This is a genomic window from Streptomyces sp. NPDC090106 (genome assembly GCF_044747265.1).
Lineage (GTDB): Bacteria > Actinomycetota > Actinomycetes > Streptomycetales > Streptomycetaceae > Streptomyces.
The window spans coordinates 525,713-542,615 of the sequence record NZ_JBIVDS010000008.1 but is presented as its reverse complement, the minus strand read 5'-3'; the positions used below and the strand labels follow the sequence as shown (position 1 = coordinate 542,615).

Genomic DNA, 16,903 nt, shown 5'->3' with positions numbered 1-16,903 from the left:
GATCTCCGGCCCCTCCGCCACCAGCGACATCGAACTCGACCGCGTCGAAGGCGTCCACGGCCCCCGCACCCTCGAAGTCGTCCTCCTCACCGACGTACCGGTAGGACCCCGCTGAAGGGCGGTCCGGGAGTCGCGCCGTTAGCGTGAGGGCATGATCCGGTTCGAGCAGGTCAGCAAGCGGTATCCGGACGGTACGACGGCCGTGGACGACCTCAGTTTCGAGGTGGACGAGGGTGAGCTGGTGACCCTCGTGGGTCCGTCCGGCTGCGGCAAGACGACGACCATGATGATGGTCAACCGGCTGATCGAACCGACCTCGGGCCGGATTCTCGTCGACGGCGAGGACATCGCGAAGGTGGACCCGGTGCGCCTGCGGCGCCGTATCGGGTACGTCATCCAGCAGGTCGGCCTGTTCCCGCACCGCACGATCCTCGACAACACGGCGACCGTGCCCGCGCTGATCGGCTGGAAGCGGACCAAGGCGCGGGAGCGGGCCGCCGAACTCCTCGACCTGGTGGGCCTGGACCCCAAGCGGTACGGGCCGCGCTACCCGGACCAGCTCTCGGGCGGACAGCGCCAACGCGTCGGTGTGGCCCGGGCACTGGCGGCCGATCCCCCGGTGCTGCTGATGGACGAGCCGTTCGGCGCGGTCGACCCGGTCGTGCGGGAGCAGTTGCAGGACGAGTTCCTGCGGATGCAGGCGAGCGTGCGCAAGACGGTGCTGCTGGTCACGCACGACATCGAGGAGGCGGTCCGGCTCGGCGACCGGATCGCGGTCTACGGGCAGGGCCGTATCGAGCAGTTCGACACGCCCGGCGCGGTCCTGGGCGCGCCGGCGACGCCGTACGTGGCGGAGTTCGTGGGCGCCGACCGGGGGCTGAAGCGGCTGTCGGTGACGGACATCGAGGCGGACGACCTGGAGCAGCCGCCGATCGCACGGCCCGACGAGGAGGCCGGTGCCGCCGCCGAACGGCTGCGGGCGGACGGGGCGCGCTGGGCGGTGGTGCTCGACGGTGAGGGCGTGCTGCACGGCTGGATCGGTGCCGACGATCTCGACGCGGGCGGCACGGTCGGTGACCACGCGCACCGGATGAACGCGTGGGTACCGGTGGGCGCGCCCCTCAAGCAGGCGTTCGGGGTGATGCTCCAGCACGACGCCGGGTGGGTCGCGGTCCTGGACGGGGCGCGTTTCCTGGGCGTGCTGACGCCGGCGAAGCTGCATGAGGCGCTGCGGCGGTCGGTGGACGCGGACGCGCTGGGGGTGCCGCGGGACCAGGTGCGGTTCGACTCGGTCGCGGACGCCTGAGCCGGAGCCCGCGGACCGTCCCGCTGTCAGTGGTGGGTTCTAGGCTCGTGTCCATGAGAGCTTCGGGAACGTTCAAGGTCGCGGAATTCACTCCGGCACCGGTGCCGGGCCCGGTGATCGAGACCGCGGTGCAGGTCGGTGTCGCCACCATGTCGAAGCAGTACGAGGGTGAGGTGACCGGGCGTTCGGAGACCCTGTTCACCGCCGCGTACGACCAGGGCACGGGGGTCGGCACGTATGTCGCGATGGAGTCCTTCGAGGGGGTGTTGAACGGGCGGTCGGGCACGTTCAACTTCGCCCACTCGGCGACGACTCCGGGCGGTGCGTTGCGGGAGAGCGAGTTCTTCGTCATCGTCCCGTCCAGTGGGACGGGCGAGCTGGCCGGGATCACCGGGACGGGTTCTCTCACGATCGACGAGGACGGCACGCACCGGATGTCGTTCACTTACGAACTGGAGGGCTGAGCCGAGCCGAGCCGAACCGAGCCGAAGGACCGACCGGGCCAGGTCAGGTCAGGTCAGGTCAGGTCAGCAGAAGGTGAGCGGGCAGCCCCGGCTCAGCGCGTGCTGGGCCGCGCGCCGGTACAGCGCCACGTAGAAGGCCGTGTCCAGGTCCGCACTCCAGGGACCGGGCCGGGCATCGGCCCACCGCTTCGCCGCGCCGTCCAGGAACCAGCTGGTCAGGGCGAGGTTCGTGTCCGGCACGGGCAGCTCGGGCGGCAGCCCGATCACCGAGGCCAGCCGCTGCGCGAGGGCCAGCACCTGGGGTGCGCCCGCGACGACGGTGGTGTCCGTGTAGGCGGAGCCGATCGGGAGTTCCACCGTCCGCTCCAGCGGGACGGGTACCAGGACCGACCAGTCGCACAGCAGGTCCTCTTCCTCGCGCGTCAGACGGGCACGACAGAGGGCGGCGAAGCCGAGCATGGAAGGGCTGAGCTTCTCCTCGAACGCGGACACGGGCGCGGACACGGACACGGACACGGACGCCGATACGAATGCCGATACGAATGCCGAGGCCGACGCGAGCGATCGGCTTCGGCCCACCTGCCCGACGTGGTCGAAAGGCGGCAGGCCGCGCCGCCGCAGCTCGTCGTCGAACGCAGAGGCGATCTCCCCGTAGCCGCCCTCGTCCGTGCCGCGCCAGTCGGCCGCGTCGACGCTCACCAGATAGACACCCATGCGCGCACTGTACGAGCCCGCACTGACAACGCCTCACTTGAGCAGCCCTTTGTCCTCCAGGTACGCGCGGGCCACGTCCTGGGCCAAGCGCCGCCAGCTGTCGACCTGTTGGTTCATCGATGCGAGGTCGGCCGTGGTGAGGACGTCGTTGAGCTTGCCGAGCGCCTTGGTGACGCCTTCGCTGCCGGCCCGGGAGCGGTTGACGACGGGGACGATGTAGTCGGCGTTCTGAAGGTGCTTGTCGTCGGCGAGGAGCACGAGTCCGAAGTCGCCGAGGGTCGCGTCGGTCGTCGTGGTGAGGACCATCTGGTCCTGGCCGCTCTGCACGGCCCGTTTGGCCTGGGTGGTGCCGACCCCCTTGGGGTCGACGCCGGTGATGTCGATACCGTACGTCTTCTTCAACCCTGGTGCGCAGTAAGGCCGTTGCACGCATTCGTCGCCCGCCGCGAGGCGTACCTCCAGCCCGGAGGCGCCGAGGTCGCTGAGGGTCTTGAGCCGGTGTTCGCGGGCGTAGGAGGAGCTGACCGCGAAGGCGTTCTGGTCGACGGCGCGGCCCGCGTCCAGGACGGTGAGGCCGCGCGGGGCGGCCAGTTCGCGCAGGGCCTTCATGGTGGTGGCGAGGTCGGGTGAGCCGACGGGGGGCGCGTCGGCGCCGTTGGTCTTGGCGTTGAGCCAGTCGGCGAAGGTGGCCGCGTACTCGGGGACGACGTCGATCTGGCCCGATTCCAGGGCCGGTTCGTACAGTTCGCGGTTGGCGACGGTGAGCAGGGACGTCTGGTATCCGGCCTGGTCCAGCAGGAGCGCGTACATCTGGGCGAGCAGGTCGCTCTCGGTGAAACCGGCCGATCCGATGGTGAGTCGGTGGCTGTCGCCGGGGGCGGCGGTGACGGCGTCCTGGTTCTCCAGCGAGGGGCCCGTCGCGCAGCCGGTGAGCAGCAGGAGCAGCGCGCCGAGGAGCGGCGGCAGGAGGAACGGCCGACCGTGCGTGGGCCCGCGGCGCGGCGGGGTGCGCCTCATCGTGTCCCCCTCGCCCAGCGCGGGGCCGTCCGTTCCGCGATCTCGAAGACGCCCTCCACGACGAGGGCGAACGCCGCGACCAGCACGGCACCGGCGACGACCTGCGGGGTGCTGGCGAGGTTGAAGCCCGCGGTGATGATGCGGCCGAGCCCTCCCCCGCCCGCCAGCGCGGCGATGGTGGCGGTCGCGACGAGTTGGACGGCGGCGATCCGTACTCCGTTGAGGATCAGCGGGAGCGCGAGGGGCAGTTCGACGCGGAAGAGCATCTGCCGGCCGGTCATGCCCATGCCCCGGGCCGCCCGGACGACGCTGCGGTCGACCTCGCGCATGCCGACGTAGGCGTTCGTCAGGAGCGGGGGCACCGCGAACAGCACGAGCGCGACCACGGTGGGGCCCTCGCCCCAGTCGCCGACGGGGGTGAGGAGCAGCAGGACCAGCACGGCGAAGGTGGGCACCGCGCGGCCGATGTTGGAGATGTTGACGGCGAGCGCCCCGCCCTTGCCGAGGTGGCCGAGGACGAGGGCGACGGGCAGGGCGATCAGGCAGCTGATCACCAGGCAGACGACCGTCAGGACGAGGTGCTGGAGCAGCCGGTGCCAGATGCCGTCGGCGCCGGACCAGTGGGTGGGGTCGGTGAGCCAGTCCCAGGCGTCGGTGAGGGTGTTCATCCGCGGGCCGCCCTCGTCCAGGGGGTGAGCAGCCGCTGGACACCCAGGAGCAGGACGTCGGCGACGATCGCGATGACGACGCACAGGACGGACGCGGTGAGGACCTGTGCCTTGAAGTAGGTGTTCATGCCCGCGTAGATCAGGTTCCCGAGCCCGCCGAAGCCGACGATGGCGCCCACCGTGACGAGGGAGACCGCGGAGACGGTGGCGATGCGCAGCCCGGCCATCGAGGCGGGCAGGGCGAGGGGCAGTTCGACGGTCAGCAGGAGGCGGACCGGGCCGTAGCCCATGCCGCGCGCGGCCTGCCGGGTCTCCTCGGGGACGGCTCTGAGTCCGGCGAGGATGTTCCGGACGAGCAGGGTGAGGGAGTAGAGGACGAGTCCGGCGACGACGAGGCTCGCGGAGAGCCCGTACACGGGCAGGAGCAGGGAGAACATCGCCAGGGACGGGATCGTGTAGAGGATCGTGGTGACGGCGAGCACGGGTCCGGCGGCCCAGCCCCAGCGGCGGGCGAGGACGGCGAGCGGTACGGCGAGGACGAGGCCGATGAGGACGGAGACCGCGGTGAGCTGGAGATGCTGGACGACCGCGTCGACGAGGATCTGCTTGCGGGAGCTCAGGTACGCGCCGCAGATCCACTCGTTGCGCGCGAGGCAGTCGTCCGGGGGCGCGGTCACGGGTCCATTCCATCGGTCCGGGCGCGGGACGGGCTCGTTCTGCTGACCCGTACGGGGTCCCGGGGCCGTGCCGGAGGTGCGCCCGGGCGGGTCGGGGGTGTCCCTGGGTACACCCCGGGATACGGGTCCTGCGCCCCGTGTCCGGGAGCCGTCGTCTCCGTAGCGTCGTGGTCAGGGCACAGGGGGTGCCGGACCGAGAGGTGATGACGATGTTCCGCACACGCACGGGCACGGCCACCCGTACCCGTTCACTCGCCCGGGGCGAGGCCGGCGCGGGACCCGCCGCCGAGGCGCTGCGGCTGGTCAAGGTCAGCAGGACGTACGGGGAGGGCGAGGGCGCCGTGACCGCGCTGGACGGTGTCACCCTCAGCCTGGGGCGCGGCACGTTCACCGCGGTGATGGGGCCGTCCGGGTCGGGCAAGTCGACGCTGCTCCAGTGCGCGGCCGGGCTCGACCGGCCCGACAGCGGCATCGTGGTGGTGGACGGCACCGAGCTGTCCGGGGGCGGCGAGGCCGAGCTGACCAGGTTCAGGCGCGGCCGGGTCGGGTTCGTGTTCCAGCAGTACAACCTGCTGGACACGCTGACCGTCGCGCAGAACACGGTGCTGCCGCTGAAGCTCGCCGGGCGGCGCGTGGACCGGGCGCGGGCCCGGGAGATCCTGACCCAGGTGGGGCTCGGCGACCGGCTCGGGCACCGTCCGGACCAGCTCTCCGGCGGTCAGCGGCAGCGGGTCGCGATCGCGCGGGCGCTGGTCGCCGAACCCCGGCTGATCTTCGCGGACGAGCCGACGGGCGCCCTGGACACCCGCAGCGCGCGGGACGTGCTGCGGCTGCTCCAGGGGGCGGTGCGGACGCACGGGCGGACGGTGGTGATGGTGACGCACGACCCGGTCGCCGCCTCGTACGCCGACTCGGTGCTGTTCCTCGCCGACGGACGGCTGGCCGGACGGCTGGACGCGCCGACCGCCGACGCGGTCGCGGAGCGCCTGGCGCACCTGGGCGACGACACGCGGACGGGGGTGTGAGCGATGTTCGTGCTGGCCATGCGGTCGGTCCGGCGGCGTCCCGGACGGTTCCTCGCGACGCTGCTGTCCGCGTTCCTGGGGGCGGCGGTCGTCATGACGTTCGGCTCGCTGCACGACACGGCGGCGGGGAGCGGCGTCGACTCCGTCAGCGCCGAGACCCTGACGACCGCGGCGAGCGTGGTCGGCGGGTACGGCACGCTGCTGGTGTTCTTCGCCGTGGCGTCCACGCTCACGGTCACCGTCCGGCAGCGCGCCCCCGAGCTGGAGGTGCTGCGCTGCGCGGGGGCGACTCCGGGGCAGATCGGGCGGATGGTCGTCAGTGAGGCGGTGGCCGTGGCGCTGGTGGGCGCCGGGGCGGCCGTCGGTCCGGCGATGCTGGGCGGGCGGCTGCTGCTGGACGTGTTCCAGGACACCGGGCAGGTCGCCGGATCGGTCGGCTACTCCTTCGGTCCGGTCGCGCTGCTGACGGGTGTCGGTATCACCGTTGTCGCCGCCGCCGGTGCCGCGTTGCTCGCAGTGCGCCGGGTGGCCCGGGCCGGGCGCCCGCGAGGCCGGGCGCGCGGGTTCCTGGCGAACGCCGCGCTGGTGACCGGTGCGGTGTCCGTGACCTCGACCTTCGCGATGGACGCCACGGACGCGGCGCTGATGGCGGCACCGGCGTACGGCGCGATCCTGCTGTCCGTGGGGTTCGCCCTGCGCGCGCCGCGGCTGCTGGAGGGGGTGCTGGACCGGCTGGACCTGTCGGGGGCGAGCGGGTGGCTGGCGGTGCGCAATCTGCGGGAGCGGGCCGCGCACCTGGCCGGGATCCTGATGTCCCTGATCCTGTTCACGGCGGTGGCCGCGGCCACGCTCACCATGCAGGCGGTGGAGAGCGACGCGGTGGCGGCCTCGGGGCTGGTGAGGTCGGTGGACGCGAAGAACCTCCAGACGCTCAACTTCACGGTCGTCGGGATCATCGTGGTGTTCGTCTGCGTGATGCTGGTCAACTCGCTGTACGCGGCGACGGCCTACCGCCGTGGCGAGTTCGGCCGGCAGCGGCTCGCGGGCGCGACGCCGGGCCAGGTGCTGGGGACGGTCGGCACCGAGGCGCTGGTCCTGACGGTCACGGGGGTGTTCTTCGGTACGGTCGCCGCGCTCGCCGGGATCGTGCCGTTCACCGTGGTCCGCGGTGACGCGGTGCTGCCGGGGCAGGCGTTCGGTGTCTGGCTCGTGGTCGGCTCGGTCGCCCTGGTCGTCGTCGTGGGGACGAGCCTGGCCACGGCCCGCAGGGTGCTGCGCGCCCCGGCGACGGAGGCGGTCGGGCTCGCCGCGTGAGCGGGGGGACCGGACGGTTCGGCCAGGGGGCGACGCCGAAGCGCTCGCCCCCTAGGCCACGCCCGCCGTGTCCAGCAGGGCCGCCGCCGTCGCGGTGGCCAGGCCGTCGAGGGTCTCGACACGGGCTCCGGCGCGGGCGCTCGCGCCGTCGAAGACCAGGGTCAACTGGCGGGCGAGGAACAGGGGATCGCGGGCGCCGCCCTGTTCGGCGAGGGCGCGGAACCCTTCCGTGAGGCGGTCCTTGGTGGCGCGGGCGACCTTGCTCGCCGGGTGGTCGGGGTCCTTGAGCTCGACGAGGACGGCGAGGTAGGGGCAGCCCTGGTAGCCGGGCTCGGTCGAGGCCGCCTCCAGGCGTTCGAAGACGTGGAGGATGCGGGCCCGGGGCGTGAGGGAGTCGTCCGGGCCCGCCGAGAGGCGGCGCTCGTACTCGGGCGCGCGGCGCTCAAGGCTCGCCGCGAGGACCTCGTCCTTGCTCGCGAAGAGCTGGTACATGGTCCGCTTGGAGACACCGGCGGTCCGGCACAGCGTCTCGACGCCGATGGAGACGCCGTCGCGGTAGAAGAGCTCGGCCGCGGCATCGAGCAGACGGTCCCGGGTCGTGGTCATGCTGCGAGGCTACCGCGCGCCACCGTCCGACGGAAACCGATCGGTGTCCGCACGGGCCCAAGATCCCCGCACCGGGTGACATGGGGGGTGAACAAGCGCTTAGATAGTCGGAGCGCCCTGCCGCACGCCCTCGCCACCGCCCTCCGGGAGGCCCCGTTGTTCACCTCAGTCGACGACGTCTCCGCGCGCCTCGCGGAGGCCGGTTACCTCGCCTCCCCCGCCGTCGCCACGACCGTCTTCCTCGCCGACCGCCTCGGCAAGCCGCTCCTGGTGGAGGGCCCCGCCGGGGTCGGCAAGACGGAGCTGGCCAAGGCCGTCGCCGAGACGTCCGGGGCCCGGCTCGTGCGGTTGCAGTGCTACGAGGGCGTCGACGAGTCCCGGGCACTGTACGAGTGGAACCACGCCAAGCAGTTGCTGCGCATCAGCGCGGGCCGCGACGAGAGCTGGGACGAGACCCGCACGGACGTCTTCAGCGAGGAGTTCCTGCTCACCCGGCCGCTGCTGACGGCCATCCGCGGCGACGACCCGAAGGTCCTGCTCATCGACGAGACCGACAAGGCGGACGTCGAGGTGGAGGGCCTGCTCCTGGAGGTGCTCAGCGACTTCCAGGTCACGGTCCCCGAACTGGGCACGATCACCGCGACCCGCCGCCCCTTCGTCGTCCTCACCTCCAACGCGACCCGCGAACTGTCCGAGGCGCTGCGCCGCCGCTGCCTGTTCCTGCACATCGGCTTCCCGGACGAGGAGCTGGAGCGCAGGATCGTCCGGCTGAAGGTGCCCGAGCTGGACACCGCGCTGACCGCGTCCGTGGTCCGGGTGGTGGGCGCGCTGCGCGCGATGGACCTGCGCAAGGCGCCCTCGGTCGCGGAGACCGTCGACTGGGCCCGCACGCTCCTCGCGCTCGGCGCCGACACCCTCGGCGAGACCGTCGTACGGGACACCCTGGGCGTGCTCCTCAAGCATCAGGACGATGTCCTCAAGGCCGCCGCCAAGCTGGACCTGGACGCGCTGTGACCACCCCGGTCACCGACCGGCTCGCGTCGTTCGTCGCCGCCCTGCGCGCGCACGGCGTGCGGATCGGCACCGGCGAGACGGTGGACGCGGGCCGGGCGATGGCGGAACTGGGGCTCGCCGACCGGGAGTTGCTGCGCGAGGGCCTGGCGGCGACACTGCTGCACGGCACCGCCCAACGCCCCGTGTTCGACCCGGTCTTCGACCTGTACTTCCCGCGCGGCGTGGGGGTGCCCGACGCCGATGCGGAGCCCGACCGGGACGGACTGCGCGACCGGCTGGCGAACGCCCTCGCGGCGAACGACGAGGCGCTGCTCGCCCGGCTCGCGATCGAGGCGGTCGACGGGTTCGGCGGGTACGGCTCGACGCCGGGGTCGGACGGCTGGTCTTCGTACCAGACGCTCGACCGGCTGCGCCCGCAGACCCTGCTCGCCCGGGTCCGTTCCGATCTCCGCGCGCGCGACGGGAGTCCGGATTTCGCGGACCGGCTGCTGGACGACGAGATCCGGGCCCGGATCGAGACGTTCCGGCGGCTGGTGGCGTCGGAGGCGCGGCGGCGGGTCGCCGAGCGGCGCGGGCGGGACGAGATCGCCCGGCGGGCGGTGGCCCCGACGGCGGACCGGGTGGACTTCCTGTTCGCGGGGAAGGCCCAGGTCGCCGAGTTGCGGCGGACGGTCCAGCCGCTCGCCCGCAAGCTGGCCACCCGGCTCGCCGCCCGGCGGCGCCGGGCCTCGCGCGGCAGCATCGATCTGCGGCGGACGCTGCGCGGGTCGATGTCGACGGGCGGGGTGCCGATGCGTCCGGTGCTGCGGCGGCGTCGGCCCGCCCGGCCCGAACTGGTGCTGCTGTGCGACGTGTCGGGCTCGGTGTCCGGGTTCTCCGACTTCACGATGCTGCTGGTGCAGGCGCTGCACGACCAGTTCAGCAAGGTGCGGGTGTTCGCCTTCGTCAACCGGGTCGACGAGGTGACCCGGCTGCTGGAGCACGGTGCCGCCGACGCGGAGGGGCTCGGCGCCCGTATCCGGTCGGAGGCGACGCTCACCGGCTATCACGGCAGCAGCGACTACGGCGTCGCGCTCGGCGAGTTCGCGGAGCGGCACGGGGAGGCGGTCGGGCCGCGCACGACGGTGTTCGTCCTCGGGGACGCCCGGACGAACTTCGGCGACCCGAACCTCGCCGCCGTCCGGCAGCTCACCGAACGGGCCCGCCACGTCTACTGGTTGAACCCCGAGGCACGCCCCCAGTGGGGCACGGGCGACTCGGCGGCGCCGGAGTACGCGGAGCTGGTGGAGATGCACGAGTGCCGCAACGTACGGCAGTTGGGCAACCTGGTCGGCCGGCTGCTGCCCATCTGACACCCCCGTCACTGCCCCGTCACTGCCCCAGCACTCTCCCAGCGCTCCCCCGGCGCTTCCTTACGCCGCCAACTGCGGGTAGAGCGCGCCCAGTTCCGCCGACAGGCCCGCCTTCACCCGGCGGGTCAGGTCGTCGGCGAGGACCTCGTAGGCGCCGGACTCGATGCCGTCGAGGGCCTGGGCGGCGACGGACTCGGGGGTGGACTTGGGCGCGTCCACGGCGGCGGCCATGTCGGTGTCGACGTAGCCGACGTGCAGGCCGGTGACGTCGATGCCGCGCGGCTTGAGGTCCAGGCGCAGGGAGTTGGTCTGGGACCACAGGGCGGCCTTGGAGGCGCTGTAGGAGCCGGCGAGGCCGATCCACGAGAGCACCGAGTGGACGTTCAGGAGATGGCCGCCGCCATTGCGCTCGATGACGGGGACGAAGGCCCGGGTGACGAGGAGGGGCCCGTAGAAGTTGGTCTCGAACTCCCGGCGGACGTCGTCGACGGGCGAGTCGAGGAAGCTCGCGTTCACGGCGGCGCCCGCGTTGTTGATCAGCACGGTGACGTCCTGGGCCCGTTCGGCCGCCGCCGCGACGGACGCGGGGTCGTTCACCTCCAGGGCGAGCGGCACGGCGTCCGGGTGGGTCACCGTGCGCGGGTCGCGGGCGGTGGCGTACACCTTCGTCGCGCCGCGCTCGTAGAGGGCGGTCACCAGTGCGCGGCCGATGCCGCGGCTGCCGCCGGTGACGAGGGCCACGGATCCTGCGAGGGCGGTCATGGGGGTCTCCTGGGTGTGGGCACGGTCGGCTCGCCGAGACACGGAAACCGATCGGTTTCCACTGTCTCGACGAGCAGCGTAAACCGATCGGTTTCCTTCCGGCAAGCCCGGCCTCCGGCCGCACCGAGCCCTGTCCTCGCTCTCAGAACCTCAGAACCTCAGAACGTCAGCCCTCCGAACCTCAGCCCTCAGCCCTCCGGCGGCTTGGCGTAGACGTTCGCCATGGTCCCGGCGAAGTCGTGGACGATGCACTGCTCGTCCCCCACGACCCAGGCGTCGTGCCCGGGCGTGATCACGAAGACGTCACCCGGACCGACTTCGCCCTCGTCGCCGTCGTCCATGACGACATGCATGCGGCCCTGGACGACGTACCCGTTGTGATGGACCTCGCAGCTCGTGGTGCCGACGACGGGTCCCAGGGACTCGGACCAGCGCCAGCCGGGTTCGAAGGTCGCCACCGCGAAGTCGAGGCCGTCGAGATGGACGGCTTCCAGGTGCCCCCTCGGGAAGTCCCGTCGGTCGTCCGGCTTGTCGAGGGTCTTCATCTCAAGCATGGTCGGCTCTCCCTTCCGCGCACCGCCTACTACGACCGGGCCGGTCTCCACAGCCCGGCCGCCACCCACGGCGGCACCGGCGGGGGCCGAGCCCCACCACTCCATCGTCCGCCCGTCCGGCCGACGCCGCCATTCGGGTGAGCGGCCCGCCGCCGAGCGGCCATCGCTTCGGTGGGGCGGGCCGCCGTCAGGTCGCGCGAGGCCGCCGGGGCACCGGGGGCGGACCGGGTCAGCGCCCTGCCGGTCCGCCCCCGGCTCACCCCTCCGCCGCCACCGAGTAGGAGTGCGCGCCCGTTCCCGCGAGGCCGCCGCCGTCCGCGATGAGGTACTCGTCGCGGATCGGGCGGCCGGCGAAGAAGGACTCCAGGATCTCCCGGGTGCCGGCCGCGTAACGGGCCTGCGCGGACAGCGAGGACCCTGAGATGTGCGGGGTCATGCCGTGGTGCGGCATGCTGCGCCAGGGGTGGTCGGCGGGGGCCGGCTGCGGATACCAGACGTCACCCGCGTACCCCGCCAACCGGCCGCTGCGCAGGGCCCGTTCGACGGCGTCTCGGTCGACGATCCGGGCCCGCGCGGTGTTGATCAGATACGCGCCGCGCTTCATCGTCGCGAGCAGTTCGTCGCCGAACAAGCCCTCGGTCTGCGGGTGCAGGGGCGCGTTGACGGTGACGACGTCGCAGTGCGGCACCATCTCGGCGGCCGACGCGTGGAAGACCAGGCCGAGTTCGTCCTCCACCTCGCGCGGCAGCCGGTGGCGGTCGGTGTAGTGCAGCTTCACGTCGAAGGGCGCGAGACGGCGCAGCACGGCCAGGCCGATGCGTCCGGCGGCGACCGTGCCGACGTGCATGCCCTCCAGGTCGTACGAACGGGCCACGCAGTCGGCGATGTTCCAGCCGCCGTCGAGCACCACCTGGTGGGACGGCAGGTAGTTGCGGACCAGGGACAGCGTCATCATCACCACGTGCTCGGCGACGCTGATGCTGTTGCAGTACGTCACCTCCGCGACCGTCACCCCGTGCGCGATCGCCGCGTCCAGGTCGACGTGGTCGGAGCCGATGCCCGCCGTCACCGCCAGTTTGAGGTTCTTGGCGGCGGCGATCCGCTCCGGGGTCAGATAGGCGGGCCAGAACGGCTGCGAGACGACGATGTCGGCGTCGGCCAGCTCACGGTCGAAGACGGACCCGGCGCCGTCCTTGTCGGAGGTGACGACGAGGGTGTGCCCGGCCTTCTCCAGGTAGCCGCGCAGGCCGAGTTCGCCGGAGACGCTGCCGAGCAGCCGGCCCGGGACGAAGTCGACCGCCTCCGGGGTCGGGGCGGTCTGGCCGCCGGGGTAGTGGTCGATGACGGGGAGGTCGTCACGAGCGTACGTCGCCGGGTATCCGTCCGTGGGGTCGTCGTAGAGGACACAGAGCACCTTGGCCATGTCGCGGCTCCTCAACTCATGCCGTGGGATGTGCCGTTCACGATCCTCGCGAGCGTTCGCCCTGGTCAAAGCGTTCCTCGCTATGCCGGCATAGCTCTCGGCTATCAGCGCGTCAGATAGGTGCGCAGCAGGTCGTCCAGCGCGTCCCGCACACCCGCCTCCCGCGCCACCGCGAGCAGCGCCTCGGCCAGCACCGACTCGGGTTCGCTGCGGGCCACGACCAGTCCGACGCGCGGTCCGTGGGCGGGTCCGGTCAGCGGCACCACCCGCATCCCGTCGGGCACGCCGAACATGTGCAGCCAGGCGTGCGAGATCACCGACGACCAACGGCCGCCGGGCAGATGGGCGTACAGCCCGGCGACGCTGTCCGACTCGACGGCGGGGGCCGCCTTCGCCCCGTCGGCGGCGAAGCACTCGTCGATGATCCTGCGGTTGCGCATGCGGGAGTTGAGCAGGCACAGGGGCAGGGTGGCGGCCTGGGACCAGCGGGCGCGGGCGGCGCCGGCGAGCGGGCCGTCCGAGGGGGTGAGGAGCACGTACCGCTCCTCGTAGAGCGGAAGCCGGCGCACGTGCCGCAGCGTGTCGTCGTCGAGGTAGGTCATCGCTGCGTCCAGCTCGAACGCGGCGAGCCCGGTCCTGATCTCCTGCGAGGACAGCGAGTGCAGGGTCACTCCGGCGCGTGGATGGCGTTCGCAGAACGGGGTGGTGAGCAGGGAGGCGACGGGCACCGCGGTGGGGACGACACCGAGCCGCAGGACGCCGGTGAGGCCACCGCGCAGCGCCGACAACTCCTGCTGGAGGGCGTCGCGTTCGGCGAGGATGCGGTGGGCCCAGGCCAGCACCACCTCGCCCTCCGGGGTCAGCCCCTCGTACCGGCGCCCGCGGCGCACGATCGGCACGTCCAGCTCGTGCTCCAGGCGGCGGATCGCCGCCGACAGCGAGGGCTGGGAGACGAAGCAGGCCGCCGCCGCGCGGGCGAAGTGCCGCTCACGGGCGAGCGCGGCCAGGTACTCGAGCTGACGCAGCAGCATGCGCTACCCCCAGGGGTTCCGGTGTGCCACCGCTCATCCCCGGGGCCGCCGCGGCACAGCAGGGCCGCCCACAGGTCGAGGCGGTCGCGCAGGCTGGACAGGTCGCGGCCGGTGAGGTGCTCGATGCGCCGGATGCGGTAGTGGACGGTGTCGACGTGCAGGCGGAGCGCCTCCGCCGTACGGGCCCAGGACCCGTCGCGGGCGAGGAACACCTCCAGGGAGTGCAGCAGAGAGGCGTTCTTCAGGTCGAGCAGCGGCCCGAGGACGGTGCGGCTGTAGGCGGTGCGGACCTCGGCCGGTACGCCGGTGAGCAGGGCGTCCAGCTCGGTGAACGTGCCGGCGTCGGTCAGGGCCGGCGAGGGCGGCCACCCGGGCCCACTCGCGCAGGGCCGCCGCCGGGTCGGGCACGTGGTCGACCAGGCCCGCACTGAACACGCCGTCCAGCGCCCCGGCGCGCAGCGGGAGCCGGCAGGCGTCGGCGAGCAGCAGACGGGCGTGGTCGGTGCGGCGGTGCCGTGCGGCGGCGGTGAGCAGGGCAGCGGTCAGCATGGCAGCGGTGAGGTCCACGCCGAGGGCGACGCCGCTGTCGCCGACCTCGGTCCGCAGCGCGGGCAGGGCCCGGCCGCTGCCGCAGCCGACGTCCAGTGCGCGCTGTCCGGGCCGCAGCCCCATCCGCCCGACGGCCGCCGCGTACCGGGGGCCGTCGCCCGCGAAGCGCTCCTCCCAGTCCGCGGCGCGCGGGGTGAAGAACGTGCGGGTCGCCGTGGTCACCGCCCGGTCGGCCACGAGCGCGGCGAAGCGGGCGAGGACCCCGTCACCGGCCGCCCGGTCCACGTCGGGCTGGGACCTCACACCCCAGGCCGAGCCGCCGGCCCGGAACGCCCCGGCGGCGGCCGGAGTGCCCGCGAAGAGCGGGTCGGCGTCCGTCGGCACACGCACCGCGGCCGGGCCCCCGGCCGCCGCCTCCGCCAGCAGGAGCGCGCCCGGGCCCACGCCCAGCACCGGTACCTCGGCGGCCAACGCGGCCCGCAGCAGGGCGAGTTCCGCCGTACGGCGCGCGAGGCCGGTGGGGTCGGTGGGGTCGGCGGGCACCGTGCCCGTCATCACCAGGGCGGCCGAACCGTCGAGCGTGTCCGGCACCGGTTCACGCGCCCAGGTGCGACACGTCCGCAGTCTCGGTCCCGCCGCCTCCAGTGCCGTACCGATCGCGTGCGGGCCCTCGTGCGGCGCGTGCTCCACGAACAGCACGTCGACCCCCGAGTCGTGCCTCACCGTGCCCCTCTCGCCGCGTCCGCCCCTGCCGAACGACCGTACCCGAAGTCGACCCCCACCAGAACGCATATGCCATGCTGTGCCGTGACTGAAGCGGCTAATGCAATGCGTGTTGCTCATTTCACCTTGCACTTGCGGATACTCAGGAAGCCGGGGGCGGAAGGGGTCGGGACGTGACGAGCGAGGGATCGGACGCGCCGCCCCGCCTCCTTCCGCCGGGCCAGCGCGCGGTGCGGGGCTGGCCCGTCTCGCACTACGGGCCGGTCCCCCGGTTCCGCCCGGAGCGCTGGTCGCTGCGGGTGCACGGCGCCACGGCCGACGGCACCGGGCGGACCTGGGTCTTCGACGACCTCGCCGCCCTCCCCCATGTGACGGTCGTCGCCGACCTGCACTGCGCCTCCGGCCCGACCTCCATGGACCACGAGTGGTACGGCGTCCCGGCCACCGCCGTCACCGAACTGGTGCCGCCCGCACCGGAGGTCACCCATGTGCTGGCCTGGGCGGAGTACGGCTACGCGGCCAACCTCCGCCTCGCCGACTTCACCGCGCCGCGGACCCTCCTGGCCACCCACCACGACGGCGAGCCGCTCACCGCCGAACACGGTTTCCCGCTGCGCCTGGTCGTCCCCCACCTGTACGGCTACAAGAGCCCCAAGTGGCTGCGCGCCGTCGAGTACCTCACCGAGGACCGGCGCGGCTTCTGGGAGGAACGCGGCTACCACAACCTCGCCGACCCGTGGCGGGAGCAGCGCTACTCCCACCAGGAGGCCCCCGGCGACGGACCGCCGCCCCGGGACTAGCCGGAACCAGGACGTGTTCGGGCGGGGCCGGAGCTGCCGGTGCGGCGAACGGCCCCTGGAGACAGGGCCGTTCAGCCCAACGGCGGTGGACCTTCGGCATCCGGTGGCCGGTGCCCGCGGAGAGCAGAGTGAGAGGCGTCGGACACCCGATGGACTCCCCCTCCCCCGAAGGGATCACCGCCATGGCCGTGCACGAGCACCCTCACCGGAGCTCCGGCTTCCACCTGCCGTCCTTCCGCGGGAAGCGGACCGCCTCCGGCACCGGGTCCGGCACCGGGTCCGACACCGGCTCCGGAACCGACACCGCCGTCGCGGCGCACGACGGCACCCGCACCGCGCAGGCGTACGCCCTCGCCTCCCTGCGCCTGCTCACCGGGTTCGTCTTCCTGTGGGCGTTCCTCGACAAGACCTTCGGCCTCGGCTACGCCACCTCCTCCGGCAAGGGCTGGATCGACGGCGGCTCGCCCACCAAGGGCTTCCTCGGCGGGGTGGCCGGCGGCCCGATGGAGTCCACGTTCCACGACTGGGCCGGAGCCGCCTGGGCGGACTGGCTGTTCATGCTCGGCCTGCTCGGCGTGGGCGTCGCCCTGATCGCCGGTGTGGCCCTGCGGTTCGCCGCCCTCGCGGGCACGCTGATGATGGCGTTGATGTGGATCGCCGAATGGCCGCCCGCCAGGACACTCTCCGACGGCTCGCCCAGCATGTCGACGAACCCGTTCGCCGACTACCACGTCGTCTACGCCGTCGTCCTGATCGCTCTGGCCGTCGCCTCCGCCGGGGACACTCTCGGCCTCGGCAAGGTCTGGGCCGGGCTCCCGGTCGTCCGCCGCAGCCGCTGGCTGCGCTGACCGCAGGGGGCGCGGCGGGCAGGCGACGGGCCCGCCGCGCCGGGAGCCCGGCCCGG

General features: G+C 73.0%; 18 protein-coding genes and 2 pseudogenes. 9 read left to right on the top strand and 11 right to left on the bottom strand.

All coding sequences use genetic code 11. From position 1 onward, the window contains the following. From ACIPSE_RS27605 to ACIPSE_RS27595, 3 genes are all read left to right on the top strand, one after another. Positions 1-115: LUD domain-containing protein (locus ACIPSE_RS27605; RefSeq protein ID WP_401667286.1), on the top strand; the 115-nt coding region annotated here is incomplete at its 5' end. A 36-nt stretch (positions 116-151) separates the two neighbouring features. Further along, positions 152-1,306 carry a betaine/proline/choline family ABC transporter ATP-binding protein gene (locus tag ACIPSE_RS27600; RefSeq protein WP_401667221.1) on the top strand — a complete coding sequence of 385 codons (1,155 nt, stop codon included), beginning with the start codon at positions 152-154 and terminating at the stop codon, positions 1,304-1,306. Positions 1,307-1,359: 53 nt separating this feature from the next. After that, positions 1,360-1,770 carry a DUF3224 domain-containing protein gene (locus ACIPSE_RS27595; RefSeq protein WP_401667219.1) on the top strand — a complete coding sequence of 137 codons (411 nt, stop codon included), beginning with the start codon at positions 1,360-1,362 and terminating at the stop codon, positions 1,768-1,770. Between the two features lie 63 nt (positions 1,771-1,833). Here the strand turns inward: ACIPSE_RS27595 and ACIPSE_RS27590 are convergent, their stop codons facing one another. The 4 genes from ACIPSE_RS27590 to ACIPSE_RS27575 are packed head-to-tail and all read right to left on the bottom strand — an operon-like array spanning position 1,834 to position 4,846. After that, positions 1,834-2,484, bottom strand: coding sequence for a hypothetical protein (locus tag ACIPSE_RS27590; RefSeq protein ID WP_401667217.1), 651 nt, complete (start codon positions 2,482-2,484; stop codon positions 1,834-1,836). Between the two features lie 33 nt (positions 2,485-2,517). Further along, positions 2,518-3,501, bottom strand: coding sequence for an ABC transporter substrate-binding protein (locus tag ACIPSE_RS27585; RefSeq protein ID WP_401667215.1), 984 nt, complete (start codon positions 3,499-3,501; stop codon positions 2,518-2,520). After that, on the bottom strand, positions 3,498-4,169 hold the full coding sequence (locus ACIPSE_RS27580) for an ABC transporter permease (protein WP_401667213.1): 672 nt from the start codon (positions 4,167-4,169) through the stop codon (positions 3,498-3,500). Before ACIPSE_RS27580 ends, ACIPSE_RS27585 begins: the two co-directional genes overlap by 4 nt. Further along, positions 4,166-4,846, bottom strand: a complete 681-nt coding sequence (locus ACIPSE_RS27575) for an ABC transporter permease (protein WP_401667210.1) — start codon at positions 4,844-4,846, stop codon at positions 4,166-4,168. Before ACIPSE_RS27575 ends, ACIPSE_RS27580 begins: the two co-directional genes overlap by 4 nt. A gap of 203 nt (positions 4,847-5,049) precedes the next feature. On the opposite strand from ACIPSE_RS27575, the gene ACIPSE_RS27570 reads away from it, so the two are divergent. Together ACIPSE_RS27570 and ACIPSE_RS27565 are read left to right on the top strand one after the other, a co-directional pair. Continuing rightward, on the top strand, positions 5,050-5,871 hold the full coding sequence (locus ACIPSE_RS27570) for an ABC transporter ATP-binding protein (RefSeq protein ID WP_401667208.1): 822 nt from the start codon (positions 5,050-5,052) through the stop codon (positions 5,869-5,871). A gap of 3 nt (positions 5,872-5,874) precedes the next feature. Further along, on the top strand, positions 5,875-7,185 hold the full coding sequence (locus ACIPSE_RS27565) for an FtsX-like permease family protein (RefSeq protein ID WP_401667205.1): 1,311 nt from the start codon (positions 5,875-5,877) through the stop codon (positions 7,183-7,185). Between the two features lie 51 nt (positions 7,186-7,236). Here the strand turns inward: ACIPSE_RS27565 and ACIPSE_RS27560 are convergent, their stop codons facing one another. Continuing rightward, a complete protein-coding gene (locus ACIPSE_RS27560) occupies positions 7,237-7,791 on the bottom strand; it encodes a TetR/AcrR family transcriptional regulator (RefSeq protein WP_401667202.1) in 555 nt (184 codons plus the stop codon). 156 nt (positions 7,792-7,947) lie between these two features. Between ACIPSE_RS27560 and ACIPSE_RS27555 the strand changes: the two genes are divergently transcribed. Continuing rightward, the gene (locus tag ACIPSE_RS27555; RefSeq protein WP_401667199.1) at positions 7,948-8,805 is read left to right on the top strand and encodes an AAA family ATPase; all 858 of its coding nucleotides are present in this window, start codon (positions 7,948-7,950) and stop codon (positions 8,803-8,805) included. Next, the gene (locus ACIPSE_RS27550; RefSeq protein ID WP_401667196.1) at positions 8,802-10,157 is read left to right on the top strand and encodes a VWA domain-containing protein; all 1,356 of its coding nucleotides are present in this window, start codon (positions 8,802-8,804) and stop codon (positions 10,155-10,157) included. Before ACIPSE_RS27555 ends, ACIPSE_RS27550 begins: the two co-directional genes overlap by 4 nt. 60 nt (positions 10,158-10,217) lie before the next feature. Here the strand turns inward: ACIPSE_RS27550 and ACIPSE_RS27545 are convergent, their stop codons facing one another. From ACIPSE_RS27545 to ACIPSE_RS27520, 6 genes and pseudogenes are all read right to left on the bottom strand, one after another. Beyond that, positions 10,218-10,919, bottom strand: a complete 702-nt coding sequence (locus ACIPSE_RS27545; RefSeq protein WP_401667193.1) for an SDR family oxidoreductase — start codon at positions 10,917-10,919, stop codon at positions 10,218-10,220. A gap of 188 nt (positions 10,920-11,107) precedes the next feature. Continuing rightward, positions 11,108-11,473 (bottom strand): cupin domain-containing protein, encoded by a 366-nt coding sequence (locus tag ACIPSE_RS27540; protein WP_401667190.1) that lies wholly within the window; start codon positions 11,471-11,473, stop codon positions 11,108-11,110. A gap of 256 nt (positions 11,474-11,729) precedes the next feature. After that, on the bottom strand, positions 11,730-12,896 hold the full coding sequence (locus ACIPSE_RS27535; protein WP_401667187.1) for an NAD-dependent formate dehydrogenase: 1,167 nt from the start codon (positions 12,894-12,896) through the stop codon (positions 11,730-11,732). A 104-nt stretch (positions 12,897-13,000) separates the two neighbouring features. Further along, complete coding sequence (locus ACIPSE_RS27530; protein ID WP_401667184.1) at positions 13,001-13,927, bottom strand: LysR substrate-binding domain-containing protein; 927 nt, start codon at positions 13,925-13,927, stop codon at positions 13,001-13,003. Positions 13,928-14,043: 116 nt separating this feature from the next. After that, positions 14,044-14,139 (bottom strand): annotated as a pseudogene (locus ACIPSE_RS27525) (helix-turn-helix domain-containing protein); the annotation flags it as partial. 208 nt (positions 14,140-14,347) lie between these two features. Then, a pseudogene (locus ACIPSE_RS27520) lies at positions 14,348-14,599 on the bottom strand (class I SAM-dependent methyltransferase); the annotation flags it as partial. Positions 14,600-15,372: 773 nt separating this feature from the next. On the opposite strand from ACIPSE_RS27520, the gene ACIPSE_RS27515 reads away from it, so the two are divergent. Both ACIPSE_RS27515 and ACIPSE_RS27510 read left to right on the top strand, forming a co-directional pair. Then, positions 15,373-15,999, top strand: a complete 627-nt coding sequence (locus ACIPSE_RS27515) for a molybdopterin-dependent oxidoreductase (protein ID WP_401667182.1) — start codon at positions 15,373-15,375, stop codon at positions 15,997-15,999. A gap of 182 nt (positions 16,000-16,181) precedes the next feature. Beyond that, the gene (locus tag ACIPSE_RS27510; protein WP_401667283.1) at positions 16,182-16,847 is read left to right on the top strand and encodes a hypothetical protein; all 666 of its coding nucleotides are present in this window, start codon (positions 16,182-16,184) and stop codon (positions 16,845-16,847) included. Positions 16,848-16,903 lie beyond the last annotated feature (56 nt).